Here is a 25,385-nt window from a genome sequence, read left to right as displayed (position 1 = left end):
CGAAAATAAAGTTCCCTACTCTGGAAGTGGCTCCCGTAAAAAACTGCCCATTGTGCCGCGTTTCACTACCTGTTAATATGGAAGGTATGCATAATAGAGGAGGTTCACATGAAGCGTCTTGACATACGCAACATTGCAATTATTGCCCACGTTGACCACGGAAAAACCACGCTGGTTGACAAACTTTTGATCCAATCGGGCACATTCCGCTCGAACCAACAGGTAGAAGAGAGAATGATGGACTCTAACGACCTGGAGCGCGAGCGTGGAATCACGATCCTGGCGAAAACTACTTCTGTCAAATACAATGATTTCACGATTAACATCTTGGATACACCAGGCCATGCTGACTTCGGTGGCGAGGTTGAGCGTATCATGAGCATGGTGGATGGCGTTCTGTTGATCGTCGACGCCTTCGAAGGCTGTATGCCACAAACGCGCTTTGTATTGAAAAAAGCGCTGGAAGCAAAAGTTACCCCTATCGTTGTCGTGAACAAAGTAGACCGCGACAATGCACGTCCTCAAGAAGTTATCAACGAAGTGTACGACCTGTTCATTGATCTGGATGCGACGGAAGACCAGCTGGAATTCCCAATCGTATATGCTTCCGGTCTGCAAGGGATTGCAGGACTTGAGCCAGATAAGCTGGAAGGCGACCTTCGCCCACTGTTTGACACCATCGTAGAGCATATGCCTGCTCCTGACGCAGACGAATCCGCTCCGCTCCAAATGCAAGTAACCATGCTGGATTACAACGACTTTTTGGGTCGTATCGGGATTGGCCGCATCTATCGCGGAACCATGAACCTGAATGAAATGGTATCTGTCACTACACGCGAAGGCGAAGTGAAAAAAGCACGGATTCAAAAGCTATTCGGTTTCTCCGGTTTGCAACGTGTTGAGCAAAAAACAGCAAGAGCAGGAGATATCGTAGCGATTTCTGGTATTGACGATATCAACGTAGGGGAAACCGTTTGTCACGTTGATCATCCAGAGGCATTGCCACTCTTGAAAATTGACGAGCCAACTCTGCAAATGACGTTCCTTGTGAATAACAGCCCGTTTGCTGGTCGCGAAGGTAAGCACGTGACTTCCCGCAAGCTGCGTGATCGTTTGATGTCTGAGCTGGAGACAGATGTATCTCTGCGTGTAGATGAAACAGATTCGCCAGATGCGTATGTGGTTTCTGGACGCGGTGAATTGCACTTGTCCATCTTGGTAGAGAATATGCGTCGTGAAGGCTTTGAGCTGGGTGTGTCCAAGCCTGAGGTTATCATTCGTATGATCGATGGACAAAAAATGGAACCGGCTGAGCTGTTGATCATTGATGTGCCTGAGGAATACACAGGGCCGGTTATGGAGACATTGGGTCAACGTAAAGCCGAGATGGTTAACATGATCAACAACGGCTTCGGACAAGTTCGTCTGGAATTCATTATTCCATCCCGCGGTTTGATCGGATATCGTACAGAGTTCTTGACGATTACACGCGGTTACGGTATTCTCAACCACTCCTTCGACAGCTATCGTCCACTTGTACCAGGAGCGGTAGGAGGACGTCACGCAGGGGTACTTATTTCCCATGAGACAGGAACAGCTACCACGTATGGCTTGATGTCCGTAGAAGATCGCGGAACGATGTTCATTCACCCAGGTACAGAAGTATACGAAGGCATGATCGTGGGCGAGCACAACCGTGACAACGATCTTGTTGTAAACGTATGTAAAGAAAAGCATGCGACCAACGTACGTTCTGCGACCAAGGATGAGACTGTCAAAATGAAGGCTCCTCGCATGTTGTCTTTGGAAGAGGCACTGGAATATCTGAACGACGATGAGCTGTGCGAAGTCACACCTCAATCCGTTCGTCTGCGCAAAAAATATCTGAACAAATCAGATCGTGAGCGCTATGAGAAGCAAAGACGCTATGAAGCACAACCGCAAGCGTAAGATTGATTAGAAAAGAACGCCACTTGATCCTGTTGGGGATGAAGTGGCGTTTTTGTTTGGGCTTGTCCTTACAACAGACTCTCGATATCTGAGCTGAGTTCTTCGGGTTGAGTACGAGCACTGATGCGTTTCACGACACGACCGTCTTTATCCACGAGGAATTTGGAGAAGTTCCATTCGATATCTGGATTTTCTTCGCTTGGAGCATGTTCCTTCAAGTACTGATACAACGGGTGGGTACCAGGACCATTGACATCGATCTTCGCAAAAAGCGGGAACGTCACGCCGTAATTGCGATCGCAGAACGTTGCGATTTCTTCTTCTGTTCCAGGCTCTTGCCCAGCGAACTGGTTGCAAGGAAAGCCGAGAACGACGAGACCCTTATCTTGATAACGCTCATACAGCTCCTGTAGACCTTTGTATTGAGGGGTAAGTCCGCATTGGCTGGCGACGTTCACAATTAGCAGTACCTTGCCTTTGAAGGCGGCCAAAGTCTTTTCTTCACCGGAAATCGTTTTGACGGCAATATCATACAAGCTCATCTTATTCCCACCTTTTTCTACTGACATATCCTCATCATAGCATGTACGGCGAAAATCATGCCAGTTACATGGAAGGGCCTACCGTTTTTTGACACAGAATCCACCACCTGATAAAGTAAGAAAGATAGCGTTTTCCTAAGAAAAAAGGAGTGACTATTCGTTTCATTCCGCCTATGAGGTGGCATGTGAAGCGGTAGGGGTTTCACCGCTTGAAGACAGGAGAGATAAGTGATGGACTGGATACAAATCGCATCAACCTATGTGCCAACGAATCCAGATCAGCTCACAGCATTTGACAGCTTTCGCATGTGGGCTGATAAATATCGCGCTTGGATTTTGTTTGCGGAATTAATTATTGTCTATTATCTTGGCTTTGCTACCCGTATCCGTATGCCTATTTTGAAAAATGTGCTCTTGTACATCCTTTTATTTGTTGGAGCTCTCATTTTCGCTATTTTGGATGTGCAGCTTCCTGTGAAAAGTGCAATGCTGGTGGCGATCGCGATTCTCGTGATTGTAAAGGTACGGATCAAACCGGAGCAAACTGGGCGAAAGTGAGGAGAATCGCGTGAAGCGTGAAGATGCACTTTTTAATTGGCTCCAAATTCAATTGGTTGCCGATGCGCGACCAGAGGACCGCTCTGCTTTGGATACAGCTGCTTTTTTCTTGCAATTGCTACATGAGGATCATCAAATGAGCGATATCGGTTACCGTCAGGAAGGTAGCTGGTATGTGCTATCGGGGAACGCTGATTCACAGTCCGTGGAAGTGCGATACCCTGCTGAATCAGCCGAAGCTTTATTGGTCGCGATTGAAAGTGAGCCCAAGTACAACTGCAACTAACGGGACAAAGACTCCTCTCCACTTGCCGAAATGATTCGGAAGTTGGGGGGGTTTTTGTTTCAAGCGCTTTTCATAGGTAATAAGACGCGGTTTCCTGGATGCTGCAACTTTTGAAAATGATTTCCCGTCAATATGAAAGACCCAAGCAAGCAGGGGGATTTTGGCAGACTAGAAGGGGGAACTACCATTGAAGAAGTACATGACCAAGCCCGTATTAGCAGTTGTGACAGCGGCAGGTATTCTTGGCTGTTTAACGCCAATTTTTGCCAATGCAAGCTCGATTGCTAGTCCAAGTGCCACAAAGGTAGTCATGAATGACGAGGGGAAGCAAGTCACGCGCTACAATTTAAAAGAACTGGCCCAAAATGATCCAACCACGTTGAACATGCTCTTGAAAAATCAAGCGGATCACTTGTACATCATTGTAGATGAAATCAACTTGAATACGAAGCTCCAAACGTATATGGAAGAAAACAAAGCGGAGTGGGAGCGTATCTACAACGAGTACTACAGCGACATCTGGCTGGAAGTGCGCCTGACAGAGAATGCTGAAGAAATCGTGAGCGTAAATGCCAAGACTGAAAATAACAAGGTGTACATAAAGGGGATTGTGACTTCGGATGTCACCAAGGTGGTAGTGAAAAAGCCGAATTCCGACATCATTGAAGTCGTTCCGACCAACGAGCACTCTTTTACGGTCAGCTTTGAAGCTCCGGATGCATCCTATGAGCCGTATGTAACCGTAAGTGCCTATGCGGGCAGCAAGCTGGTCGATAGCGAACAGGTAAAGATCGTTCCAAAAGCAGAAGAAGATCAGGAAATGATCATCCATACTATGTCTGTATTGGATGCGAAGAAAAAGGAATTAAAGGTAAAAGGAATTGTCAAGCAGGGGGCAGATAAAGTAACTGTCACCTATAATGGCGTGAAAAAAGACGCAAACGTGAAGAAGCTGTGGGATGGCGTAGGCAGCTTTACGGTTTCAGTAAAGGATGTACAAGCAGCAAAAGATCAAAAAGCCTTGATCGAGGTTTACGAGGATGGCAAGAAGGTTGATTCCGAATCCGTTCAGGTAGAAATCGTTAACGCTCCTGACAAGGATCAAGCGACCGAATTTGTCATCAAGGCGACTGCTGTAAACAATCCTGCCGCCAAGTCCATCCAGGTGAAGGGGACAGTAAGCGGCTGGAACAAAAAGGACGATGCTGAGCTGGTTGTGATCGCTCCTGACGGGAAGAAAAAAGAGATTAAACCGAATGACAAAGGCGAGTTTTCTTTGACGTTGTCTTACAAGAATCATTCCTTTAGTGCCAAATCGATTCAATTCGCATTGTATGAAGACGATAAGCTGATTAAGAAAGCTGACGTTGCACTCAGCACAAAGGTCATTGTCGAGCCTGTGAAGCCTACAGACGGCGATGAAGACGATGATGATGACAAAAAGAAAAAAGAAAAAGGCAAGCAGAAAGATAAGCATCCCAACGGCAATGCGTATGGCTATTGGAAAAAGCACGGTAAGGAATGGAATGAAGATCACGATGATGACGATCATGACGAGGACAGAGACTAGTCTCTATCATTAAGGCCGTTGCTTGTAAGTCTCGACGTACTCCACCAATTGTCTGATGTAGTCCCCCAGAATGGGGATCGAAAGAAATTGCGTCAAGAGGGAGCCGAGGAAAGCCAAAACGATAGCAGTACCAATCGTCAATCCCAGACCCCGGGCAAGACCTGCGAGGAAATTGATCCAGAGCAGCTTGCGCGGGGCTGTGTAATTTTGGATCACATCTGCTAATCGGATATCTTCTAAGAACATCGCAATTTTGTGCATCCGCTCATTTACCTTTCGAACTTCCTGAAGCTCTTCAAGTACTTGGTCAATTTGCTGCATGAGGCGATCTGTAGGCGACAAGCTGTCCATCCCCTTCCATCATTCGGTATCGTTACCTACCAGTCTAGGGAAAAAGACAACCAGAATCAAGGTGAAGAGGAAACGTTTGCCTATCAGCTATGCGAAGGGTAAAATGAACGTACTAAACGTTTGATAGGAGGCTTTGAAATGGCTGAAACTGTTTCCCAAACTCTTTCCGAAGATTTATTCAAGCTCTTGCAAAAGGAGCGTTTTGTTACCTTGGGCACAGTAGACCATGAGTCAGGAGCACCATCGCTCAGTTCCTTGTCCTGGACGTTTGCTGTCAGCGCCGATACGATTCGTTTTGCCGTGGATAATCGCTCACGTATTTTGGCTAATATTGCGAAGGAACCGCAGGTTGTCCTGCATTTGATCGGTGCCGGCTCGTCTTTCGCCATTAATGGTCGTGCTGTCGTTAAAACAGACCGCCTGGAAGGTGTTCCGCTCAAGCTGGCCATGGTAGAGATCAAAATTGAGGCTGTTCGTGATATTATGTTTTACGGTTCCCGTATTTCCGCAGAACCACAATATGAAAAGACGTATGACAAAAACGCAGCAGCGAAGCTGGACAATCAAGTTATGACTGCCCTGAAAGATGCAAATTAACGGGTGGAAATAAATTGTTGACAAGAATCCTACCGATCCATTAGTATTAGGGTCAATCGAATTGAATAGCAATCTTCTTATCCAGAGCGGCGGAGGGACTGGCCCGATGATGCCCGGCAACCAATCACCTGTATTTTAACAGGGAGATAATGGTGCTAATTCCTGCAGAGTTATCAAACTCTGAAAGATGAGAAGGATTTGCTTACGGTGACGTAAACAAAGCCTTCTTTCAGAGGAAAGAGGGCTTTTTTGATGCCCTCGTACACTATTGGAGGGAGAGAAACAGACATGAAAATGGAAACAAAGTTGATTCAGGCGGGAGTAGGCAAAGACGAAAAAACAGGGGCGGTGAGCTTTCCTGTTTACTATGCAACGGCTTATCGTCATCCTGCCTTGGGCCAGAGCACTGGCTATGACTATACGCGCACAGCTAATCCTACTCGCACCATTTTGGAGGAGACCATCGCTATAGCGGAATCAGGAGATGCAGGATTCGCTTGCGCCTCAGGGATGGCTGCTGTTCATACCGTTATGGGTTTGTTTTCCCAAGGAGATCATCTGATTGTTTCGCTCGATCTGTACGGGGGAACCTATCGATTGTTCGAACAAGTGCTCTCTCGTTACGGTCTGACGTTTTCGTACGTGGATTTGCGTGACATTGGTGCACTGAAAAATGCGATTCGCCCAGACACAAAGGCTATTTTCGTCGAGACACCAACCAATCCGCTCATGCAGATTACCGATATTCGAGCAGTAGCACAATTGGCGAAGCAGCACAGTCTCCTGACGATTGTAGACAACACATTCTTAACCCCGTATTGTCAACGCCCACTAGAGCTTGGTGCAGATATCGTCTTACATAGTGCGACCAAGTATTTGGCAGGACACAACGATGTGTTGGCTGGACTCATCGTAACAAAAGGAGAAGAGTTGTCGGAAAAAATCCGGTTTTTGCACAATTCAATCGGTGCTGTACTCGGACCTCAAGATTGCTGGCTTCTCATTCGCGGGATGAAAACATTGGCATTGCGGATGGAGCGCCATCAATCCAATGCCTTGATTGTAGCGGAAAAGCTGCGTGAGCATCCGGCAGTAGCGGAGGTATTTTATCCGGGTCTGCCAGAGCATCCGGGACATGAGATCCAGGTGAATCAAGCGACAGGGCATAGTGGGATGGTATCGTTCCGCGTACGCGATGTGGAGCAGGTGGGATTGTTCTTGCAAAATCTGCAAATCGTGTCCTTTGCTGAAAGCCTGGGTGGTGTTGAGTCATTGTGTACGTATCCGGCGACGCAGACTCACGCGGATATCCCGCAAGAAGTCAGAGAGCATGTCGGTGTTTGTGATCGATTGTTGCGGCTGTCGGTTGGCATCGAGCATCCAGATGATGTCGTAGCCGATTTGTTTCAGGCCTTGAATGCTAGTTTGGTCGTAGGGGGGAGTGTACGATGAATTTTGCCACCAAGATCCTCCACGGTTCCACTTGCATTGACCCGTTCACAGGTGCGTCGTCGGTTCCGATTTATCAAGCTTCTACGTTTCATCAGGCTGATATCGATCAGCCAGGTGTATTCGATTATGCCAGATCAGGCAATCCGACTAGGCAGGCTTTGGAAGAAGCCATTGCGTCTCTGGAGGGAGGCGCACGCGGTTTCGCGTTCTCATCTGGCATGGCTGCCATTTCCAGCGTGTTCATGCTGTTTTCTGCCGGAGATCATGTTGTAGTGGCGGAAGATGTATACGGTGGCACGTTTCGGTTTTTGACCAAGGTATTGTCGAGAATGGGCATCTCTGTAACGTTCGTGGATGCGACAGAGACAGAAGCCGTTCGTGCGGCTATTACACCGGCAACGAAAGGGGTTTACCTGGAGACCCCCTCCAATCCTACCTTAAAGGTGACAGATATTGCAGCGGTTTCTCGTATCGCGAAGGAGCACGGCTTGCTCGTCATTGTCGATAATACGTTCCTTACCCCGTATTACCAGCGACCATTGGAACTTGGCGCAGATGTGGTCATTCATAGTGCAACAAAGTTTATTGGAGGGCATAGCGACGTCGTGGCTGGTCTGGCCGTGACCAGAGAAGCTGGGTTAGGGGAGCAGCTCTACTTTATCCAGAATGGCATGGGAGCGATTTTGGGTGTGCAGGACTGCTGGCTCGTGATGCGAGGGCTCAAAACATTGAAAGCCCGACTGGATGTGAGCACGAAGACAGCCGCGGGCTTGGCTGAGTGGTTGTCTACGCATCCACAAGTAAGTCGCGTTTACTATACGGGACTGGCGGATCACCCCGGTCACCTGATTCAAACACAACAAGCGACCGGTCATGGGGCTGTTCTTTCCTTTGATGTAGGGAGCCGTGAGCGTGCAAAAGCGCTGTTTGATCGCGTGAAATTGCCGATTGTGGCAGTCAGCCTCGGGGCAGTGGAAACGATTCTCTCGTATCCAGCTACGATGTCACATGCAGCGATGCCCGCTGAAGAAAGAGCTGCAAGGGGAATCACAGATGGTTTGATCAGATTGTCAGCTGGTTTAGAGGATTTTGATGACTTGGTGGCAGATTTGAAGCAAGCACTGGATCATTTGCCATCTGAAGCACCAGCTTATAAAGAAAAAGAGGTATTCTCCCGGGCTTAATTCCGGGGGATACCTCTTTTTCTTTAAGGTGTTCCTGTACGATTTGCGTTGATTTTGTTTTGTCCTTGTGGCTCTTTGTGCATGCGTTTTTCTTTTACTTGGGAAGGGGTTTCTTCACGAGGCTGCACACTGCGTGGCAGTTGGGGTATGATCCGACCTACCATATCCGCCAACTCTTCGGTAATTCCGGCAACAGGATGGCCGCGACGAATATCATCTCTCATTTCCCGTAACCGCTGTACGAAGGCAGGATCTGCCGTTACGACAGCATTCGCTCCTTGGGGGTCTTCTTTCAGAGCTTCCGCAACCGTATATTTAATGACGCCAACTTCTGGGCGATCCAGATTCGGATCCACAGTAATACCGACTACCGCATATTTGCCCATGACCACAGCCGTAGCGCTGTGCACCCTTTTCACACGTGTTGCTAGTTGGGCGAGACGATCAGCGGTGGCTTGGGAAGATTGATTATAAGCAGGCTGAGGAGCTGTTTGCTGAACACGCTGAGTATGAGTGGCATGCTTCGGCTGTTGTGCAGCCTGATTCGTCGGGGTTTTATTGCCTGACGTACATGCTGTAAGCAACAAGCTAAAACCGAGACAGTAGATCATGATCCGTTTCACAGGCATTCTCCCTTTCCCAGTATTGCCTTCCTTCGTTAGGAGGGCAGGGTTACAAGTATTTTGTTCTGGGCTGTCCATTTTCATTCTGCCAATGGGTCGTCTATCTCTGTCTACCTGAACATAGACTGTAGTACATCACGTCGCCGCACTTGAGCATCCCTCCAAAAATTGCATAGGGTATATAAGAAGGGTAATAGGAGGCGAGATTTTGAAGAAAATCTACGTACTGGACACCAACGTACTCCTGCAAGATCCAAGGGCGATGTTTTCTTTCGCTGACAACGAAATCGTCATACCAGCTGTCGTATTGGAAGAAATCGATTCCAAAAAGCGGTACATGGATGAAATTGGCCGCAATGCTCGGTACGTATCTCGGCTCTTTGACAGTTTTCGTGAGCTGGGGCAATTACACACTGGCATTACCCTTGAAACAGGTGGATTGTTTCGAGTGGAACTGAATCATTCCTCTTTCCACCGCCTTCAAAAACAATTCACGGAAATGAGTAATGACAACCGGATTTTAGCGGTTGCACTAAACTTACAAGAGGAGGAAAATGGAAAACCACAGCCAAGACCAGTCATTCTGGTAAGTAAGGATGCGCTTATGAGAGTCAAGGCTGATGCATTGAATATTTCCGCAGAGGATTTTCTTTCGGATCGAGTTGTGGGGGAGTTCTCCAGTATTTACCCGGGGTATCAGAAGATGATGGTAGCGTCCGATATCATCAAGACTTACTATGCGACAAAAAAACTACAGCTGGCCTCCTGTTTTCCGCGCTATCGCTTTTACCCTCATCAATTTTTAGTGCTGAAGGACGAATGCAACCCATCCATTTCAGCGATTGGAAAGGTCGACCCAGACGGAAAAATGTTAGAAATGCTTGTATCAGATGATGATCCGATTTGGGGCATCCGAGCCCGCAACGTGCAGCAACGGATGGCAACCGAATTGCTGCTACGAGATGATATTCCTTTAGTAACCATGACCGGTAAGGCCGGTACAGGAAAAACCTTGCTGGCATTAGCAGCGGGCCTGCTGCAAATCGAAGACCAGCAAAAATACAAAAAACTGTTAGTGGCAAGACCTATCGTTCCACTTGGAAAAGACATCGGTTATTTGCCCGGCGAAAAAGAAGAAAAGCTTCGACCGTGGATGCAACCGATTTATGATAATTTGGAATATTTATTCAACACGAAACGCCCAGGTGATCTGGATAAAATTTTGGCAGGCATGGGGAGTTTGCAGGTGGAAGCTTTGACGTATATTCGGGGGCGCTCCATCCCAGAACAATTTATTATCATTGATGAAGCACAGAATTTAACAAAGCATGAAGTAAAGACGATCCTGACGAGGGTGGGGGACGGCTCGAAAATTGTGCTAATGGGTGATCCTGAGCAGATCGATCATCCGTATCTGGATGAGAGCAACAACGGTTTAACCTACGTGGTAGAGGTATTTAAAGACCAAAAGCTGGCTGGACATATCCAGTTGGAAAAAGGCGAACGGAGTGTGCTTGCACAGCTGGCCGCAGATTTATTGTAAAGAGGATGTATGAAAAATCACGAGGAGGTCATACTATATTTGTCGAGCCCGATGATTCATGTGAGTAAACGGCGAAATGCCTTGCAGGAGGCGAAGATCCGTGGATAATCATGATCAAGCAATCGACGAAAGTCGTATGGAAATACACCGATTCCTTTAGCTACTTTTCTCTACGATGGAGGTTGAAGAGCCAAAGAGAATAACCGGTAGAACCCCATAAGCAATTCGGGCTCGACAAGGACCGCTCCTCATTGGAGCGGTTTTCATTTTTTTGAGCATTTGGCAGGCAAAAAGAAAAACGCGGATAAACAACCCCGCGTTTTTGTCCGATTTCCTTATTTAGCAGCTGCGATCGCTTTTCGCAATGACGAAATACATCCGATGTGCATTCCTTCATGGAAAAGAGTGAAGACCATCATTTCCCCATAAGTATGCATCGTGCCTTTGTCTCCTAGTTCAAATGGCTTTGGCAATGGATCATTCAATCGGGAATGCAATTCTTCTTTGATACGTACATGTTGTTCCTTTAGCTCGGCAGCCAAGGCTTCGAGGGAAGGACCTTCTTTTTGCCAATCAGCAGGTTTGGTTCCTGGAGCGAACATGGCAGCGTAATGCGGAGGACATTTCATTCCTTCTGGTCCGAAGAGCAAGAAATCTTGTGTCAGAAGAATATGACCAATATTCCAGCGAATGTTGTTTTGAAAGCCAACTGGAACTACATCTGCTTCTTCCTCGGTTATTTCCGTCAATCTCGCCAAAAACATTCCGCGAATCAAGTCGAACTGATTCCATACAAATGAAAAGTCCTGCATAGCAATCCCTGCCCTTCCTCATATTTACATGCACTTCACATCTTACCGCATAAACAACAAAGGGGAAATATACAAACTGCAAAAAAATTTGCAAGTTGTCCCTCCAATCCCATACATATGTAAAAAGGAGGGAAGCATGATGGTTACGTTGGATTCATCGATTTCTTTCTTGATTTATATAACAGCGGTGTCCAGCGCGGCAGCAGGGGTTACAGAAGCTTTTAAATCAGTCATTCCCTTTTTGGCGACGGATTATGAGGCGAAAGAAAATTGCTGGGAGGATCAGTATCACGCCGCTCGATTGATGCACTACAAGCGCTTTTTCAATTTGGTCATTTCCGTATTGGCTGCTGGTGTCATTTTTGGCATGCTAGGTCTGGACCCAGCCCTTATTTTAACGGGGGCGGAATCAGCTTATGTAAAAAATTCGTGGCAGTTAGGAACATGGATGTGGGGGATTGTTGCGGTGTTTGGCTCGCCTTTTTTTGCATCACTCCTCAAAATACTTGAGAGCTTCAAACAATCGGTAGACAACAATCTGCCTCCAAATCGACCGCGCCGCAAAGTCAGCGGAACACGAGAATAAGCTCGTCTTTCCATAGTTGCCCGATGCTTGCTGGATACGCTAAGATAACCAAAAGAGCGGTAGCAAAGGTGGGCACAGAAGGATGATAGCGAAATGCTTGCGAATGGCTGTGATTTGGGTGTTGACAGTAGTTGTCTTGGTGGCATGTTCAGCCCAGTCGGAACCAACTGCTACATTTGACCCCGAAAATCAAATGGAATACGGAGTAAACGGCATTTATCTCGGGCAGAACGTTAAAGAAGCAATGGATATTTTAAAGCCGACAAAAGCTGATTTTATGGATATGGTGACAAGGCAAAGCTACACGGTAGAGCAGATGGCGCAGGGTGCGGGAGATGCAGTGATGGGGATGATGCTGGTTGATCAGACCCAGATGATGATCAAAATTCACAAAGGTGAATTGACATCGATTATGCTGGGAGGAGTTCCCCGTGAGGACGCGCAAAAATTCAAAACATACCGAGGACTCGCTATGTTTGACAGTGCTCGGCAGCTAGAGAAGCTGTACGGCAAAGGAAAAGGCGAACAAGAAGTGGTGTACGAAGGCAGCAAATACACCGCCAATTTTGGTCTTGTGAATAATCAAGTGGCATGGTTCCGGTTTGATCGTAAATCGTCGTCATAAGGAAAAGGGAGTTCGCTTATAAGGCGCTCCCTTTTTTACATGGAAAGGATTTATTTAGTCGGATGGAGCCAAACGAGCTTCACTTGATAAGCCTTCGCGATTCCCTCTGCCAGTGGAATCAAGTTTTGATCGATCAGGTAGGCTTCGGGTTGGTCTGTCTTTTCAGGTATCACACCTAGAACATGCTCGCGGAGTTGTTCTAAGGCAGCCCACTGATCCTTTGATTGGGATGGAGCCGCCAGCGTTACGATGGCAACTTGATCTGCATATACATACAAATGTTCATTTTGGGAGACAAAACCGATATCGTCGAGTGGCTCGATTGTGGTTGCTGACGGCAGCAGCAATAGAGAAAAGGCATCGCCTAACATGTTGGACTTTTTCAAAATGGTTTCCAGCTTCTCCTGTTCGGCTTGATTCTCGACAATAAAAAGCAGTTTGTCCCGATCAAAGACATTGACATGATCTCCGATTTTATGTATGACTTGAGCATAGAAGCCAGGGAGCTTCCCAGCTGGTACATTCAGTTCAATTCCGTACATATGGCGCATGTCATACCCCCATGTTTGCAAACGTGTTTTTTCTATCGTATCAAAAAATCAAGGAGGTTTCCTGTGATGAATCAAAATCTTGCCATTGAATCCTATGCGTTGGGAGCATTTCAAACGAATGCGTATGTGGTGACAAATACCGCTACCAACCAAACCATTGTGATTGACCCGGGCATGGAGCCAGATCAGTTGCTCCGCGCCCTCGCAAATAAAAACGTCGTCGCCATTCTTTTGACGCATGCCCACTTGGATCATATTGGTGGACTCAACCAAGTAAGAGAATTAACAAAAGCACCCGTTTACATTCATCCACTGGAGCAGGAATGGCTCACAAACCCTGATCTCAACGGATCGCGACGCTGGAATCTACCGGAACTCATCATATGTGAGCGGGCCGAGCACGAGCTGGAGGATGGTCAGACTCTGGAAGTGGCAGGTTTTCATATTCAGGTGCTGCATACGCCAGGTCATTCACCAGGCAGTTGTTCATTCGTAATTGGCCAACACTGCTTCGGTGGGGACGTTCTGTTTAACCAGAGCATCGGGCGTACAGATCTCTTCGGAGGAGATTTTGAGACACTGATGATCAGCATCCAGGACAAACTGTTTGAGCTCGATGATGAAACGATTGTTTATCCAGGACATGGACCGAAGACGACAATCGACTACGAGAAAACGTACAATCCGTTTGTCACAGGCATGCTTCGTTAGTCAATTCATCATTCTTTATAAGTCTGGGAGAGGATTTTGTCAGGTGGTGGAGAAAAAGAAGGGGTCACCATTTACCAAAGGAGCTATTCATTATGAAGCGAACATGGAAATGGGCACTCCTTCTCGTTATCGCCTGCACGAGTCTGGTTGGGTGTGCGGCACCCGTCGCCCAAGCAGATAAGACGAGCCAAGCTCCCAACGTGAAAGTGCCTGATCCCGAAACACCACCGCAGACAGCACCCAATCAACAGGAGACACAACCTCCGACTTCGCCATCAAGATTTCCGGAACAGCGTATCTCCCTTCTCGCTGTTGGGGATATCATGATGCATCAGGAGCAGTTGGATGCCGTCTGGGACCCAGCGACGAAAAGCTATGATTTTAAACGTTTCTTCCCGAATGTCATCCCGATGTTCCGCGAGGCAGACTGGGTCATCGGCAATCTTGAGACAACGATGAGCGGCAGCGAGGCCAAATACTCAGGCTATCCGATGTTTAATTCTCCTGAGTCGCTTGCACATACGTTGAAGGAAATTGGATTTACTGCGGTAACGACAGCGAATAACCATTCGATGGACCGCAAAGAACGAGGGGTTCTGCAAACCATCAAATATCTCGATGAAGCCGGCCTACCGCACACGGGAACGTTTGCAAATCCCGAGGATCGAGATGAGCCCTTGTTGTTGAGCAAGGACGGATTCACACTAGCCTTGCTGTCGTATACGTACGGAACGAATGGAATCGCGATTCCAGAGGGCAAGCCGTATCTGATCAATCTGATTTCGCCTGAGCTGATGAAGAAAGACATCGCACGGGCAAGAGAAAAAGGAGCCGATCTGGTTGCAGTGGCGCTTCATTTCGGAAATGAGTATCAACGGATGCCTAGCCCTGAACAAATCAAGACCGCCGAGCAAGCTCTGACATTTGGAGCGGATATCATACTGGGCGCGCATCCACATGTGGTACAACCTTACGAATGGAAGACGGTTACCCTCGAAGATGGACGTCAACACAAAGGGCTGATCACCTACTCGTTAGGCAATTTCATTTCGGCGCAGCGATGGGACTACAAGGATGTTGGGGCAATTCTGAAGCTTGTGCTGTACAAGAATGAGTCAGGAGAGGCCAGCATCGAAAGTGCTGAAATGATTCCGACCTACGTTCATTTTTATCGGAAAAATAACAAGCGCAACTATGTCATTTACCCAGTGTCAGAAACATTGGAGAAGCTAAAGCAAGGGCAAAAATACCCGACGCTGACGAAAGAAGCGATCCAGTACATGACACAATTGCAGCAGGAAATGCCGGCTCATATCAATAAGGTTGTCTCCCAGAAAAAAGCCAGCTAACGAATAGCTGGCTTTACTTCTTTCCAAATCCAAAGGGAAAATTAAATTGTAGCTGGAGCTTTAATTCTTCGTCCATCAACGTGATGCCCTGCACTTGGATATTGGGGGAGATCAACTCCGGATAAAATCCGAGATCGTACGCTTTCTCCATTTCTTCCACGGTTGAAAGAGGCAAGGCAAAGCCGTCAAAGTACAGCTCGGTAATGTGGAATTTGAGATGAGTGGGAGAGACGAGCTCATAGTTACCAACGAGCTTGAGCTCCATCTGATCATACGTGCCTTCCACGGTCAGCTTGTTATCCTCAAAGGAGAAATGGGATTGTTTAAACAAGGCGTCTTTCTCTATCAAAAAATTGTTGAAGTCAGTCTGGTTGATGGTTAGCGTATGCTTGAGGAGACCTTCCGACGAAATTCGATCCGGCGTCGCCAACTCGGGAACTTGAACCATGACCTGCGCGAGCATTCCAAAGAAGGTCTGGAAAGCGGGCAAACCACGTTTTTCCCAGTCTAAAATCAAGTGATTCATCATGGATTCCACAACTGTCGGGTCATCCAGTTTTTGTACATTCTTTTCTTTTTCAGCGGCAACAGCGAGCATCTCTGACAATTGAAGCTCGTATTTTTTTCGCAGTGCTTGAAGTTGTTCCAATCGATTCTTTTTGTCGGTTTGCATCGCGGTGAGCTTCGTGCGCTCAGTATGATAGGTTTCTAGTCGAGACATGTCACGCTCGTACAAGATCTCGTAGAAATCGTACATCAATAAGAACTGATTGAAATTTTCCGCATTTAATAGTAACGTCAGAAGATTAGTACGCTCGCCCATGTAATAGGCCCGCGCTACTTCACCGGCACGACGTTGTGTCGCTTCCATCACCAGCTTTTGCCGTTGCAAGTCGAGATCCATTTGAGCGATTTCCCCGTATGTCCGCGTCTCTTCTTCCTTAAGTAAGGTGAGGGTTCGCTCCAGCTCTTTTTGTGTAAAATGCTGCTGCAGGATGAGCTGTTCCAAAGAGGTAGCGGGCTCTTCCTGGGCGAACACCGTCAGTGGACATACAAGCAGGAATAAGACGAGTAGAATTTTGCGCATGATTTCACCTTTTGCTTTTGCCTTTCCATATTGTATGCTTCTTTTCGTATTATAGCCTTATCTAGTTGAATTTGGATAGCAGGAGAAGAGCTGATGACGATGATCGAACTGATTCGCGAGGAAATAGAAAGCCAACCAGGGAAAGCCATTACGTTCGCGCGCTTTATGAAGTTGGCCCTCTACCATGACACGCATGGATATTATATGGTTGAACAACCCAAAGTAGGAAAAGCGGGAGATTTTTATACGAGTGCATCGGTGCATCCCGTCTTTGCGGAAACAATCGCAGATGCTGTCTTGGCATTATGGGAGGAGGCGGATATCACTTCGCCTGTTCTTGTGGAGATTGGTGGTGGAACCGGGACTGTCTGCCGTCACATGCTGGAGCGCATCCGTGCGTGCAAGCCAGAGATATACAAAGAATTGACGGTCATTTTGATAGAGGCGAGTCCGTATCACCGGAAAATGCAGCAGGAGGCGCTCCAGTGGCACGAGGGTCCGAAGCGTTGGTATACTTCCGTGAATGAAGCTGCCAAACAAGAAAAAATAGAAGGGGTTATTTTCTCGAATGAATGGCTGGACGCTTTTCCGGTACATATTGTGGAAAAAACCAAATCCGGCTGGCAGGAAGTGTGGGTGCGTGTTGGCGAGGACGGGTTGGAAGAGTGTCTGGGGGAGATGACACCAGCGCTAGGAGAATATTTGCGTGGGCTGAACTTGAAGTTGCCAATCGGCATGCGGATCGAGATAAATTTGGCGATGGAGCAAGCGGCACAAGATGTTTCCTACCTATTGAAAAAAGGATTCGTCATCACGATTGATTACGGTGACCTGCAAGAGGAGCTCTACCATCCCAGTCGAAAAAACGGAACACTGATGTGCTATCATCGCCATCAGGCTCATACGAATCCGTATCTCAACATAGGTGAACAAGACTTGACGACACATGTGAATTTTTCTGCGTGGAAAGAGTATGGAGAAAAGGCTGGTTTACAGGAAATAGACTATATGAGGCAGGATCGGTTTTTAATGCGGAATGGCTTGCTTCATAAAGTGGTCGGGCATATGGATAGAGACCCTTTCACGAGCGTTGCGATGAAACGGAATCGGGCTATTCAGCAGTTGATCGATCCTGCTGGCTTGGGTGGGCGTTTTTGGGTCATGGTCCAAGGAAAAGGCATCTGGGAGTAAAGAAGAAGTGAACACAAAAAAAGATGCTCATGGCGAGCATCTTTTTTCACATAATCAATTGTAGCAAAGCGTGTTCTTGTGGGCCAACAGGCATCACGAAGAACGTGTAATACGTGAATCCAACAAAAGACAGGAACATGAAGCCGAAGAAAATGTTTAAGTATACTCGTTCAGTCAGGTTCATGTAGCTCAACGCTACGAAGAAAGCAGTCAAACTGAAGAAGATGAGCGCCATCGGGTACAATTCTCCCCAAAACGCCATCAACGCGATCACAATGGTCCACAAACCAAGAACGCGATACATACGATCCATTTTTGTCCCCCCTTTTTGCCTCCAACGGTAAGATTTACAAGATTCCTCCCCCATTATATAGGAGAGGTGAACACGTGTAAACGATAAAGGTATGACGGATTATTGTCACCCGAGAAGGAGAGACTGGACTTGCGGTGCTAATACTGAATCACCGTATAGTTGCAAGATTGGCAACCGCGAATTTTGGAATCATCCTCACGTAATTCAATGTTCCCCAAGTACGTTTCGAATATTCCCATCAAGAGAGCATTGTGCATCTGGCATACGGCATTCGGATATTTTTGTGCGCTGTCAGAGAAGGTGCAATTATTCACGCGAAAACGCAGCTTTCCTTCAGCCATTGCTTCGATGTCTGGTTTCAATCCCTGAGCCACGACAATCCGATGGACCAGGTCCAATTTTTCTTCCATAGAAGCTGTTTCTAAATTGATTCCGCTTTGGACAACCGCCCGTTTTGCCATTTCTGTTCCAATGCGATGTCCCATTTTAATGAGAGCGGCTTCGCCAGCTTCGCCGAGCGATAGCAGGCTTTCAATCGCGATATCGGCCAACAGCTGATAGTCACGAGGTGGGAATTGCAGACTCACAACCTGTTCGGATAGTGAGTACAACCGACTGGGACGTCCTCCCTTACCGCTTTTGTCTGTAACAGCAGTGAGTAAATTCACGTCCTCTAACTTCGTCAAGTGCAAGCGTGCCACATTTGGGTGGATAGAGAAGTGATCAGCTATATCCTGAACCGTAATGGGATCTTTACTGTAGGCGACAAATTGGTAAATGGAAAAACGGGTGGGGTCAGCTAAAGCACTGGTTAACTTTTGCGCATCGTGGTCCATGCCGATACCCCTTTCTCAAAACAATCTTCATAATACCAAATTCAAAAAGTCGTCTTTTCAGCACCGAGAAAGTGGTGAGAACCTGAAAAAGGAGGAGCGGAGTGTAGGGGACCTACATGAGCACCGGACTTTGAAGGTGAACGCCTCTTTCGATGTTGCTCAAGCTTTCAGGGCTCCTTCGTGATCAAAAGACGACTTTTTGAAGATCTTCATAAGTGTATCCCATTTTGTGTTACTTGTTAAGGTAGCAGTGTGCTACAACAGCATATCACACGAATTTTCATCTAGTTTTTAAATTAACTACTATTGACATAGTGTTAATGAAGCAGTAAAATCCAAAGTAAGGAAGGAAAGTTAATTGACTAACCTTTCGTAAGAGATCGAACGAAACATCAAGAACTGCAAATCGCAAGACTTTTATAGATGAAATCATTCGTGATAGTTGAGATGGAGGGGTAACCAATGGCCGTTGCTGAACGTACACAAACACAAAAATTAACGTTTTTTACTTATCCGAGCTGCACATCCTGTCGCAAAGCGAAGGCATGGCTGGCAGAAAACGGAGTGAACTATGAAGAGCGTCACTTGTTCAAAAATCCACCGACAGCAGAAGAACTGCTGGATATAATTAAAATGACTTCAAATGGCTTGGATGAAATCTTGTCGACGAGAAGTCAGCGTTTTAAAAACCTGGATGTCGATATTAATGATATGTCGGTGAAGGAATTGCTCGAAATGCTTAGCGAAGAGCCTCAGCTTTTGAAACGTCCGATCCTGACTGACGGTGAAAACCTGATCGTCGGATTCAATTCTTCCGCCATGAAAAATCTGTTGTCCTAATGAAGAGGGGGTAAAGACCTCCTCTTTTTTGTTTGTCCATCGAAAGGTAAAATAAAGCCACTAGCTGATAAAAAGGTGGGAGTTCATATGGAGACCTTGCTTTTGCAAAAACAGGACGGTATTGCCACAATCACATTAAATCGGCCGCATGTACATAATGCCATCAGCGTGGAGTTGGTTGACGAGCTGCATCAGGTTCTGCAAGACTGCCAAGCCGATCCACTGGTGAAGGTTCTGATTGTGACGGGAACGGGCAGAAGCTTTGTTTCCGGAGGCGATTTGAATCAGTTTATTGCAGTGCGCGGCTTTGAACAGGCGCATCCTTTGCTCAGCAAAGTGACGGGGCTTTTGTCGACCATTGCTCAGTATTCCAAACCGGTGATAGCCATGATAAACGGTGCTGCGGTCGGAGGTGGCTGTGAGTTTGCGGGCGCGTGTCATTTTCGTTTTGCCAGTGACCGGGCCACCTTCGGGTTTGTACAAATCAGCATGCATATTACGACAGGCTGGGGTGGAGGAAGTCGGTTGTTGGACTTGCTGCCAGAATCAAAAGCACTCGCTCTCCTGCTGACTGGAGACAGATTGCGGGCAGAGGAAGCCAAGTCCTACGGTTTTGTTGACGAGGTATATACAGAAGAGAAGCTGCATGAGGAAGTATATCGTTTCGCTCGAAAAATCGCTGCCCAGCCACTTACTGGCATTGAGGCGTACATGCAGATCCTGAAGTGGAAGCGTATGGGTCTTCCGCAAGAAGAACGAATCCGGCGCGAAGTGAGTCAATGTGCGCATCTATGGGGCAGCCCCGAACACGTCGCTGTAGTGGAAAGCTTCCTGACAAAGCGCCCAACATCCTGATCGATATAGTCCTTTTCGTTTAAACATTTATTTGCTTGGACATACTTTTTCTAGTAGAAAGCGATTCTACAAGAGTAGGGAAAAGCATAGGATGAATTACATCATCCTTTTTAAAGGTAACGGGAGGGACTCATATGGTAGCTTCCAGACAAGACGCATGGACCGAAGATGACGATCTAGTGTTGGCGGAAGTCACCTTGCGCCACATACGCGAAGGCGGCACACAGCTTGCTGCATTTGAAGAAGTGGGTCAAAGGTTGGGAAGGACAGCAGCTGCGTGCGGCTTCCGCTGGAACAGTTGCGTGCGCAAACGGTACGATGCGGCCATTTCGATTGCGAAAAGCCAAAGGCAACAGTTGAAAAAGCTCGGGAGGATTCAAGCACCACCCCCTGTGGTTGCTGAGGTCGAGGTCGTCACGTTGCATACAAAACGTGCTGAGACACCAGTAGCAGAGGTACAAATGTACACCGATGTTGAGGAACAGCAGATTGAAGCAGTCATTCGTATGCTCGTCAATCAAAAAGAATTGACTCGTCGTTTGCGACAACTGGAACAAGAGTTGGAAGGAAAAGAGTTGGAGTTAAAAGAATTGAAAGAAGCCCACGAACGCGCTAGAAAAGAGCTGGATCAGGTTCAGGGTGTCAATGATGACTACCGTGCGCTGGTACAGATCATGGACCGTGCACGCAAGCTTGCTTTTTTACAAGAAGAGGATTCCAACAAAGCGATCTTCAAAATGGATGAAAACGGAAATTTAGAGCGCGTGGAAAAATAAGCGCAAGGCATGAAAAAAGAAGCGGAGTTGATCCGCTTCTTTTTGTTTACGCATTCATTGGTAAAGAGGGAGCTAGTCTTGCAGCTCTACGCTCTCTGGCAACCATACGTACGGGTTTTCGCCACGGTCACGCATGAGGTTGTACTTCACAGGCGTGAAGCCCATTTTCAACCAAAAATCGTCTGCGCGACAGCGGGAGTTGGTTTTAATAGGAGCCCCAAAGCTCTTCGCGTGGTTAACCAAAGCAGTTCCGTAATCTTTGGAGCGGTAATCAGGCAGGACCTCGAGCTTCCATAGCTCGTAATAGTCTTGCGCAGGTTGGAAGTAACGGTCGTATTTCCCGTCAATTTTGTAGAGGCTCATACGTGCTACCAGAAGATCGTTGTCATAAATACCGTAAAATGGAGATTCCGAATCGTTTTCCACGATGTTCGCCTCCAGGTCTTCCTTCATAGAAAGCTCCTCCAGGCCAAATTCGCGAAACTTCTGGAATTCCTCCAGTGTCTTATAGTTGATTTGCAAACGTCTTACTTCAAACATGGTTAGCCACTCCTCTCACAGCTCTTTGCCTTGGCCACCTTTTGGCCCCGCCCCTTTATTATACACGATGATGGGCTTTTCCGAAGTGTTTTTCTTTTTTTATTGGAGGGATTGGCAGGAAATGATTTCGCTATCTTGGAAAAATTTAAAATTTCATCCTAGAACTATGATCGTTCTCGTGGCAAAATAGAAAGTAGCATCACATGATACAAACCAGGCAAACAATTTGGAAGCGCTTACGGTTGTAGTCGGTTTGTCAAAGAGGGGAGCGTTGCCATGAATAAGGTATTAATCGCAAACCGTGGTGAGATTGCCAGACGAATTATCCGTACATGCAAGGCAAGAGGAGTGGCTACGGTTGCTGTCTATTCGGATGCAGACAAGGATCTGCCGTTTGTACGTGAAGCAGATGAGTCCGTCCATATTGGTCCACCGCCCGTTCCACACAGTTACCTGAACGTAGAGGCCATTCTTGCAGCAGCGAATAGCACCGGTGCCGATGCTATTCATCCAGGCTACGGTCTTTTGTCAGAAAACGAAGCTTTTGCCCGCCGCGTTCTGGAGGCAGGCCTCCTATTCATTGGGCCTACCCCCGAGGTCATCGGTCAAATGGGTGACAAGTTGACTGCCCGACGTATGATGGAGGCTGCGGGAGTACCAGTCGTTCCAGGGTGCGAACAGGCTATCGATTCTCCAGATGAAGCAGCTGTCATCGCGGTGTCCATCGGATATCCCGTGATGCTCAAGGCCAGTGCTGGCGGCGGAGGAATCGGGATGCACATTTGTCGAGACGAGGCAGAGTTGCGTCAAGCGTACCAATCGGCGAAAGGTCGCGCAAAAGCGTATTTCGGAAACGATGCGATGTACTTGGAGAAATACGTAGAACGCCCTCACCACATCGAAGTGCAGGTGGTCGCCGATCAGCATGGAAACGTCATCCACTTATTAGAACGGGAATGCTCCATACAGCGCAGACATCAAAAGGTGCTTGAGGAAAGCCCTTCGCCCTTTTTGAACACAGCAACTCGAGAGCTTCTGTGCCATGCAGCGGTTACAGCAGCGAAAGCAGTGGGCTACTCGGGTGTAGGAACAGTCGAATTTATCGTAGATGAGCAGAAAAACTTTTACTTCTTGGAAATGAATACACGCTTACAAGTGGAGCATCCCGTGACGGAAGAAATGACGGGCATTGACCTCGTGTCGCTCCAACTAGACATTGCTGATGGTCACCCGCTGTCAATCAAGCAAGAGGACGTCAAGGCTCTGCGTCACGCGATTGAGCTGCGTGTCTATGCGGAAGACCCTGTCACCTTCCTGCCCTCACCAGGGACGATTACGTTGTACCAGCCACCAGCATTTGAGGATGTACGAATTGATGATGGGGTAGAGACAGGTACACAGGTGACTCCTTTTTACGACCCGATGATTGCAAAGGTCATTGTATCTGGGGTGACAAGAGAAGAGGCTGTGCAACAGGCGCAGAAGGCTATGGATCATTTTCTGATTACTGGCATTAAAACGAACATTCCGTTTTTGCAAGAAGTATTACAGGACGAACAATTCCGAGCAGGTAACTATACGACATGGTTCGTTACTGAGCGTGGAGCCGCGTCAAGCTCGGAAAAACGTTAAGCTAACAATAATGATATGTAAGGGAGAGAACCATCTATGAAACAAGTAGCAGCCAATATGGCAGGAACCGTTATTAACGTCCTGGTGCAGCCAGGTGACGAGATTAATGAAGGACAAGACGTTCTTGTACTGGAATCGATGAAAATGGAAGTTCCTGTACAGGCTCAAGCCTCAGGCAAGGTTGTGGAAGTAAAAGCGAATATTGGCGATTTTGTCAACGATGGCGATATCATCGTCGTTTTGGAATAGGATTAGAATGCTTCTAAACTGAGCGACCGCTAGGTGAGGGAGGTGACTTGTTGTGCGTGTACAAATCGTGGAGGTCGGTCCTCGTGATGGGCTGCAAAATGAGAGCGCGATCGTTCCGGCAGCGGCAAAAATCGTACTGATTCATAAGCTGATGGCAGCAGGCTTAAAGCGGATAGAAGCAAGTTCGTTTGTGAATCCGAAATGGATACCGCAATTAGCGGATGCTGACGAGGTCTTGCAGGGAATCAATCGCAGCCAAGGGGTAACGCTTAGTGCGTTGGTTCCTAATATTCGCGGTCTGGAGCGGGCCCGCCAAAGCGGACTGACAGAGATTGCCCTGTTCATGTCTGCCTCTGAAACGCATAATCAAAAAAATATCAATAAACCGATAGCAGACACGTATCCAATCCTGCGGGAGGTTGCCCTGGAAGCGCTGGCTCTCGGGATGAAAGTTCGCGGATATATCTCCACGGTATTCGGTTGTCCGTACGAGGGAAACGTTCCGCTGGACAATAGCCGCAGGGTGACAGAGGCTCTGTTGGAGATGGGAGTGTACGAGATTTCTCTCGGGGATACGATCGGGGTTGCAACACCGAAGCAGGTTCATGAGGTCTTTGGAGAGCTTGTGAAAGATGTTACGAACGAGCGCTTAGCCGCCCATTTCCATGATACGAGAGGAACGGGATTGGCGAACGTAGCAGCAGCGCTAGAGGAAGGAATCCGCATCTTTGACAGCTCAATCGGTGGCCTCGGCGGATGCCCGTATGCACCAGGAGCTGCCGGCAACATTTCGACTGAAGATTTGGTCTACATGTTGCATGGAATGGACTATGAAACGGGCGTCGATCTTGAGAAGTTGATTGAGGCTGGTGCGTATATTGGGCAGCAGTTGGGCAAAGAGCTCCCCTCAAAAGTGCTGCGGGCATCTCTCGCAAGCAAACCAGCTGGATGATCTGTATTTTCCACACATTCGCAAAGAGGGGATAAAAGATGACGGTTTCCCTGCAAAGAGAGGGCGCGATCGGCGTACTAACGCTGCAACGGCCAGAAGTTTTTAACTGCCTCAATCTTGAAACACTTGTGACTCTGCGCGGCTTGATCAGTGAAATCAGCCATGATCGTGACATCCGGACAGTCATTGTGACAGGTGCTGGTGAAAAGGCGTTTTGCTCCGGTGCGGATTTGAGAGAGCGGCGCTCCATGTCACCACAGCAGGTCGATCTCTATATCCAAACGATTCGAGATACATTCACAGAGCTGGAAAAGCTACCGAAACCAGTCATCGCGGCGATTAACGGGCTGGCGCTGGGAGGCGGTACAGAATTGGCCTTGGCATGCGATCTGCGAATCATGAGTGAGCAGGCCCAGATGGGATTAACGGAGACCTCGCTCGGGATCATCCCGGGTGCTGGCGGAACACAACGTTTACCTCGGCTAGTTGGAAAAGGCATCGCCAAGGAACTGATTTTTACGGCAAGGCGTGTATTTTCGGAGGAGGCACTGTCCATCGGGTTAGTCAATCGGATAGTTCTCGCTGATCAACTCATGGCGACAGCCATTTCTTTGGCCGAGCAAATTTCAGCGAATGCTCCACTTGCCCTAGCCCAAGCCAAGTTTGCCATCGATTGTGGAGGAGAGGTCGAGCTAGCAAGCGGACTTCAGATTGAAAGCAACGCGTACAAGCTGCTCGTCCCAACGAAAGATCGCTTAGAAGGACTCGCAGCCTTTCAAGAAAAACGAAAACCGATATACCGCGGAGAGTGACGAGGGGGATTA

At 47.6% G+C, this 25,385-nt stretch carries 29 protein-coding genes and 1 riboswitch; of the genes, 20 read left to right on the top strand and 9 right to left on the bottom strand.

Annotation, left to right across the window (positions count from 1 at the left end; genetic code table 11):
• Positions 1-108 precede the first annotated feature (108 nt).
• Entirely contained in the window at positions 109-1,950 is a 1,842-nt protein-coding gene (gene typA / locus ODZ53_RS02680) for a translational GTPase TypA (protein WP_017249600.1), read from the top strand.
• Between the two features lie 68 nt (positions 1,951-2,018).
• On the opposite strand, the gene ODZ53_RS02675 is transcribed toward typA, so the two are convergent.
• The gene (locus ODZ53_RS02675) at positions 2,019-2,492 is read right to left on the bottom strand and encodes a glutathione peroxidase (protein WP_372675814.1); all 474 of its coding nucleotides are present in this window, start codon (positions 2,490-2,492) and stop codon (positions 2,019-2,021) included.
• A 231-nt stretch (positions 2,493-2,723) separates the two neighbouring features.
• On the opposite strand from ODZ53_RS02675, the gene ODZ53_RS02670 reads away from it, so the two are divergent.
• From ODZ53_RS02670 to ODZ53_RS02660, 3 genes are all read left to right on the top strand, one after another.
• A complete protein-coding gene (locus ODZ53_RS02670; protein ID WP_015892141.1) occupies positions 2,724-3,050 on the top strand; it encodes a YlaH-like family protein in 327 nt (108 codons plus the stop codon).
• A 10-nt stretch (positions 3,051-3,060) separates the two neighbouring features.
• Positions 3,061-3,336, top strand: coding sequence for a hypothetical protein (locus tag ODZ53_RS02665; protein ID WP_372675813.1), 276 nt, complete (start codon positions 3,061-3,063; stop codon positions 3,334-3,336).
• A gap of 187 nt (positions 3,337-3,523) precedes the next feature.
• Positions 3,524-4,906: a hypothetical protein gene (locus tag ODZ53_RS02660; RefSeq protein WP_372675812.1), complete on the top strand. Its 1,383-nt coding sequence runs from the start codon at positions 3,524-3,526 to the stop codon at positions 4,904-4,906.
• 9 nt (positions 4,907-4,915) lie between these two features.
• On the opposite strand, the gene ODZ53_RS02655 is transcribed toward ODZ53_RS02660, so the two are convergent.
• A complete protein-coding gene (locus ODZ53_RS02655; protein ID WP_007723262.1) occupies positions 4,916-5,257 on the bottom strand; it encodes a DUF5665 domain-containing protein in 342 nt (113 codons plus the stop codon).
• Between the two features lie 138 nt (positions 5,258-5,395).
• Here ODZ53_RS02655 and ODZ53_RS02650 point away from each other — a divergent pair, with 138 nt between their 5' ends.
• The 3 genes from ODZ53_RS02650 (at position 5,396) to ODZ53_RS02640 (ending at position 8,490) form a co-directional block, all read left to right on the top strand.
• Positions 5,396-5,854 (top strand): pyridoxamine 5'-phosphate oxidase family protein, encoded by a 459-nt coding sequence (locus ODZ53_RS02650; RefSeq protein ID WP_015892137.1) that lies wholly within the window; start codon positions 5,396-5,398, stop codon positions 5,852-5,854.
• 74 nt (positions 5,855-5,928) lie between these two features.
• Positions 5,929-6,048, top strand: a riboswitch (SAM riboswitch).
• 94 nt (positions 6,049-6,142) lie between these two features.
• A complete protein-coding gene (locus ODZ53_RS02645) occupies positions 6,143-7,306 on the top strand; it encodes an aminotransferase class I/II-fold pyridoxal phosphate-dependent enzyme (RefSeq protein WP_372675811.1) in 1,164 nt (387 codons plus the stop codon).
• A complete protein-coding gene (locus ODZ53_RS02640) occupies positions 7,303-8,490 on the top strand; it encodes a trans-sulfuration enzyme family protein (protein ID WP_372675810.1) in 1,188 nt (395 codons plus the stop codon). Before ODZ53_RS02645 ends, ODZ53_RS02640 begins: the two co-directional genes overlap by 4 nt.
• 23 nt (positions 8,491-8,513) lie before the next feature.
• Here ODZ53_RS02640 and ODZ53_RS02635 read toward each other — a convergent pair whose 3' ends face one another.
• A complete protein-coding gene (locus ODZ53_RS02635) occupies positions 8,514-9,119 on the bottom strand; it encodes a YhcN/YlaJ family sporulation lipoprotein (protein WP_199929992.1) in 606 nt (201 codons plus the stop codon).
• A gap of 202 nt (positions 9,120-9,321) precedes the next feature.
• On the opposite strand from ODZ53_RS02635, the gene ODZ53_RS02630 reads away from it, so the two are divergent.
• Positions 9,322-10,656, top strand: a complete 1,335-nt coding sequence (locus ODZ53_RS02630; RefSeq protein WP_016740695.1) for a PhoH family protein — start codon at positions 9,322-9,324, stop codon at positions 10,654-10,656.
• Between the two features lie 335 nt (positions 10,657-10,991).
• Here ODZ53_RS02630 and ODZ53_RS02625 read toward each other — a convergent pair whose 3' ends face one another.
• Positions 10,992-11,468: a DinB family protein gene (locus ODZ53_RS02625; protein ID WP_199929991.1), complete on the bottom strand. Its 477-nt coding sequence runs from the start codon at positions 11,466-11,468 to the stop codon at positions 10,992-10,994.
• Positions 11,469-11,607: 139 nt separating this feature from the next.
• Here ODZ53_RS02625 and ODZ53_RS02620 point away from each other — a divergent pair, with 139 nt between their 5' ends.
• Positions 11,608-12,054, top strand: a complete 447-nt coding sequence (locus ODZ53_RS02620; protein WP_015892130.1) for a hypothetical protein — start codon at positions 11,608-11,610, stop codon at positions 12,052-12,054.
• A gap of 82 nt (positions 12,055-12,136) precedes the next feature.
• Entirely contained in the window at positions 12,137-12,679 is a 543-nt protein-coding gene (locus ODZ53_RS02615) for a hypothetical protein (protein WP_372675809.1), read from the top strand.
• Positions 12,680-12,729: 50 nt separating this feature from the next.
• Here ODZ53_RS02615 and ODZ53_RS02610 read toward each other — a convergent pair whose 3' ends face one another.
• Positions 12,730-13,230 carry a hypothetical protein gene (locus ODZ53_RS02610; protein ID WP_372675808.1) on the bottom strand — a complete coding sequence of 167 codons (501 nt, stop codon included), beginning with the start codon at positions 13,228-13,230 and terminating at the stop codon, positions 12,730-12,732.
• 66 nt (positions 13,231-13,296) lie between these two features.
• Between ODZ53_RS02610 and ODZ53_RS02605 the strand changes: the two genes are divergently transcribed.
• Complete coding sequence (locus tag ODZ53_RS02605; RefSeq protein ID WP_372675807.1) at positions 13,297-13,941, top strand: MBL fold metallo-hydrolase; 645 nt, start codon at positions 13,297-13,299, stop codon at positions 13,939-13,941.
• Positions 13,942-14,033: 92 nt separating this feature from the next.
• Positions 14,034-15,290: a CapA family protein gene (locus tag ODZ53_RS02600; RefSeq protein ID WP_372675806.1), complete on the top strand. Its 1,257-nt coding sequence runs from the start codon at positions 14,034-14,036 to the stop codon at positions 15,288-15,290.
• A 13-nt stretch (positions 15,291-15,303) separates the two neighbouring features.
• Here ODZ53_RS02600 and ODZ53_RS02595 read toward each other — a convergent pair whose 3' ends face one another.
• A complete protein-coding gene (locus tag ODZ53_RS02595) occupies positions 15,304-16,377 on the bottom strand; it encodes a hypothetical protein (RefSeq protein WP_372675805.1) in 1,074 nt (357 codons plus the stop codon).
• 93 nt (positions 16,378-16,470) lie between these two features.
• Here ODZ53_RS02595 and ODZ53_RS02590 point away from each other — a divergent pair, with 93 nt between their 5' ends.
• Positions 16,471-17,568, top strand: coding sequence for a class I SAM-dependent methyltransferase (locus tag ODZ53_RS02590; RefSeq protein WP_372675804.1), 1,098 nt, complete (start codon positions 16,471-16,473; stop codon positions 17,566-17,568).
• A gap of 46 nt (positions 17,569-17,614) precedes the next feature.
• Here the strand turns inward: ODZ53_RS02590 and ODZ53_RS02585 are convergent, their stop codons facing one another.
• Together ODZ53_RS02585 and ODZ53_RS02580 are read right to left on the bottom strand one after the other, a co-directional pair.
• Positions 17,615-17,881 carry a DUF2626 domain-containing protein gene (locus ODZ53_RS02585; RefSeq protein ID WP_372675803.1) on the bottom strand — a complete coding sequence of 89 codons (267 nt, stop codon included), beginning with the start codon at positions 17,879-17,881 and terminating at the stop codon, positions 17,615-17,617.
• Positions 17,882-18,018: 137 nt separating this feature from the next.
• Complete coding sequence (locus tag ODZ53_RS02580; protein ID WP_372675802.1) at positions 18,019-18,717, bottom strand: helix-turn-helix transcriptional regulator; 699 nt, start codon at positions 18,715-18,717, stop codon at positions 18,019-18,021.
• Between the two features lie 462 nt (positions 18,718-19,179).
• Here ODZ53_RS02580 and ODZ53_RS02575 point away from each other — a divergent pair, with 462 nt between their 5' ends.
• The 3 genes from ODZ53_RS02575 to ODZ53_RS02565 all read left to right on the top strand — a co-directional run bounded on the left by ODZ53_RS02575 (position 19,180) and on the right by ODZ53_RS02565 (position 21,188).
• Positions 19,180-19,557 (top strand): Spx/MgsR family RNA polymerase-binding regulatory protein, encoded by a 378-nt coding sequence (locus ODZ53_RS02575; protein ID WP_016740704.1) that lies wholly within the window; start codon positions 19,180-19,182, stop codon positions 19,555-19,557.
• Between the two features lie 87 nt (positions 19,558-19,644).
• On the top strand, positions 19,645-20,412 hold the full coding sequence (locus ODZ53_RS02570) for an enoyl-CoA hydratase/isomerase family protein (RefSeq protein ID WP_372675801.1): 768 nt from the start codon (positions 19,645-19,647) through the stop codon (positions 20,410-20,412).
• Between the two features lie 134 nt (positions 20,413-20,546).
• The gene (locus tag ODZ53_RS02565) at positions 20,547-21,188 is read left to right on the top strand and encodes an RsfA family transcriptional regulator (protein ID WP_087348049.1); all 642 of its coding nucleotides are present in this window, start codon (positions 20,547-20,549) and stop codon (positions 21,186-21,188) included.
• Positions 21,189-21,260: 72 nt separating this feature from the next.
• Here ODZ53_RS02565 and ODZ53_RS02560 read toward each other — a convergent pair whose 3' ends face one another.
• Complete coding sequence (locus ODZ53_RS02560) at positions 21,261-21,728, bottom strand: N-acetyltransferase (RefSeq protein ID WP_015892118.1); 468 nt, start codon at positions 21,726-21,728, stop codon at positions 21,261-21,263.
• A 276-nt stretch (positions 21,729-22,004) separates the two neighbouring features.
• Here ODZ53_RS02560 and ODZ53_RS02555 point away from each other — a divergent pair, with 276 nt between their 5' ends.
• Genes ODZ53_RS02555 through ODZ53_RS02540 form a run of 4 tightly spaced genes read left to right on the top strand, consistent with a single transcriptional unit; the run spans position 22,005 to position 25,373 of the window.
• A complete protein-coding gene (locus ODZ53_RS02555) occupies positions 22,005-23,360 on the top strand; it encodes an acetyl-CoA carboxylase biotin carboxylase subunit (protein ID WP_372675800.1) in 1,356 nt (451 codons plus the stop codon).
• A gap of 36 nt (positions 23,361-23,396) precedes the next feature.
• Positions 23,397-23,609: a biotin/lipoyl-containing protein gene (locus ODZ53_RS02550; RefSeq protein ID WP_015892116.1), complete on the top strand. Its 213-nt coding sequence runs from the start codon at positions 23,397-23,399 to the stop codon at positions 23,607-23,609.
• Positions 23,610-23,661: 52 nt separating this feature from the next.
• Positions 23,662-24,561 carry a hydroxymethylglutaryl-CoA lyase gene (locus tag ODZ53_RS02545; protein WP_372675799.1) on the top strand — a complete coding sequence of 300 codons (900 nt, stop codon included), beginning with the start codon at positions 23,662-23,664 and terminating at the stop codon, positions 24,559-24,561.
• Between the two features lie 38 nt (positions 24,562-24,599).
• Positions 24,600-25,373 (top strand): enoyl-CoA hydratase-related protein, encoded by a 774-nt coding sequence (locus ODZ53_RS02540; protein WP_372675798.1) that lies wholly within the window; start codon positions 24,600-24,602, stop codon positions 25,371-25,373.
• Positions 25,374-25,385 lie beyond the last annotated feature (12 nt).

This window comes from Brevibacillus sp. BD137, from assembly GCF_041644655.1.
In the GTDB taxonomy this organism is placed as follows: Bacteria; Bacillota; Bacilli; order Brevibacillales; family Brevibacillaceae; genus Brevibacillus; species Brevibacillus brevis_D.
This window is presented reverse-complemented; position numbering and strand designations above follow the sequence as displayed.

Bases quoted from the DNA above. Each gene is read 5' to 3' on its own strand.
- typA (WP_017249600.1), top strand. From the start codon at position 109: ATGAAGCGTCTTGACATACGCAACATTGCAATTATTGCCCACGTTGAC.
- ODZ53_RS02675 (WP_372675814.1), bottom strand. From the start codon at position 2,492: ATGAGCTTGTATGATATTGCCGTCAAAACGATTTCCGGTGAAGAAAAG.
- ODZ53_RS02670 (WP_015892141.1), top strand. From the start codon at position 2,724: ATGGACTGGATACAAATCGCATCAACCTATGTGCCAACGAATCCAGAT.
- ODZ53_RS02655 (WP_007723262.1), bottom strand. From the start codon at position 5,257: ATGGACAGCTTGTCGCCTACAGATCGCCTCATGCAGCAAATTGACCAA.
- ODZ53_RS02650 (WP_015892137.1), top strand. From the start codon at position 5,396: ATGGCTGAAACTGTTTCCCAAACTCTTTCCGAAGATTTATTCAAGCTC.
- ODZ53_RS02645 (WP_372675811.1), top strand. From the start codon at position 6,143: ATGAAAATGGAAACAAAGTTGATTCAGGCGGGAGTAGGCAAAGACGAA.
- ODZ53_RS02640 (WP_372675810.1), top strand. From the start codon at position 7,303: ATGAATTTTGCCACCAAGATCCTCCACGGTTCCACTTGCATTGACCCG.
- ODZ53_RS02635 (WP_199929992.1), bottom strand. From the start codon at position 9,119: ATGCCTGTGAAACGGATCATGATCTACTGTCTCGGTTTTAGCTTGTTG.
- ODZ53_RS02625 (WP_199929991.1), bottom strand. From the start codon at position 11,468: ATGCAGGACTTTTCATTTGTATGGAATCAGTTCGACTTGATTCGCGGA.
- ODZ53_RS02620 (WP_015892130.1), top strand. From the start codon at position 11,608: ATGGTTACGTTGGATTCATCGATTTCTTTCTTGATTTATATAACAGCG.
- ODZ53_RS02615 (WP_372675809.1), top strand. From the start codon at position 12,137: ATGATAGCGAAATGCTTGCGAATGGCTGTGATTTGGGTGTTGACAGTA.
- ODZ53_RS02610 (WP_372675808.1), bottom strand. From the start codon at position 13,230: ATGCGCCATATGTACGGAATTGAACTGAATGTACCAGCTGGGAAGCTC.
- ODZ53_RS02605 (WP_372675807.1), top strand. From the start codon at position 13,297: ATGAATCAAAATCTTGCCATTGAATCCTATGCGTTGGGAGCATTTCAA.
- ODZ53_RS02600 (WP_372675806.1), top strand. From the start codon at position 14,034: ATGAAGCGAACATGGAAATGGGCACTCCTTCTCGTTATCGCCTGCACG.
- ODZ53_RS02595 (WP_372675805.1), bottom strand. From the start codon at position 16,377: ATGCGCAAAATTCTACTCGTCTTATTCCTGCTTGTATGTCCACTGACG.
- ODZ53_RS02590 (WP_372675804.1), top strand. From the start codon at position 16,471: ATGACGATGATCGAACTGATTCGCGAGGAAATAGAAAGCCAACCAGGG.
- ODZ53_RS02585 (WP_372675803.1), bottom strand. From the start codon at position 17,881: ATGGATCGTATGTATCGCGTTCTTGGTTTGTGGACCATTGTGATCGCG.
- ODZ53_RS02580 (WP_372675802.1), bottom strand. From the start codon at position 18,717: ATGGACCACGATGCGCAAAAGTTAACCAGTGCTTTAGCTGACCCCACC.
- ODZ53_RS02575 (WP_016740704.1), top strand. From the start codon at position 19,180: ATGGCCGTTGCTGAACGTACACAAACACAAAAATTAACGTTTTTTACT.
- ODZ53_RS02570 (WP_372675801.1), top strand. From the start codon at position 19,645: ATGGAGACCTTGCTTTTGCAAAAACAGGACGGTATTGCCACAATCACA.
- ODZ53_RS02565 (WP_087348049.1), top strand. From the start codon at position 20,547: ATGGTAGCTTCCAGACAAGACGCATGGACCGAAGATGACGATCTAGTG.
- ODZ53_RS02560 (WP_015892118.1), bottom strand. From the start codon at position 21,728: ATGTTTGAAGTAAGACGTTTGCAAATCAACTATAAGACACTGGAGGAA.
- ODZ53_RS02555 (WP_372675800.1), top strand. From the start codon at position 22,005: ATGAATAAGGTATTAATCGCAAACCGTGGTGAGATTGCCAGACGAATT.
- ODZ53_RS02550 (WP_015892116.1), top strand. From the start codon at position 23,397: ATGAAACAAGTAGCAGCCAATATGGCAGGAACCGTTATTAACGTCCTG.
- ODZ53_RS02540 (WP_372675798.1), top strand. From the start codon at position 24,600: ATGACGGTTTCCCTGCAAAGAGAGGGCGCGATCGGCGTACTAACGCTG.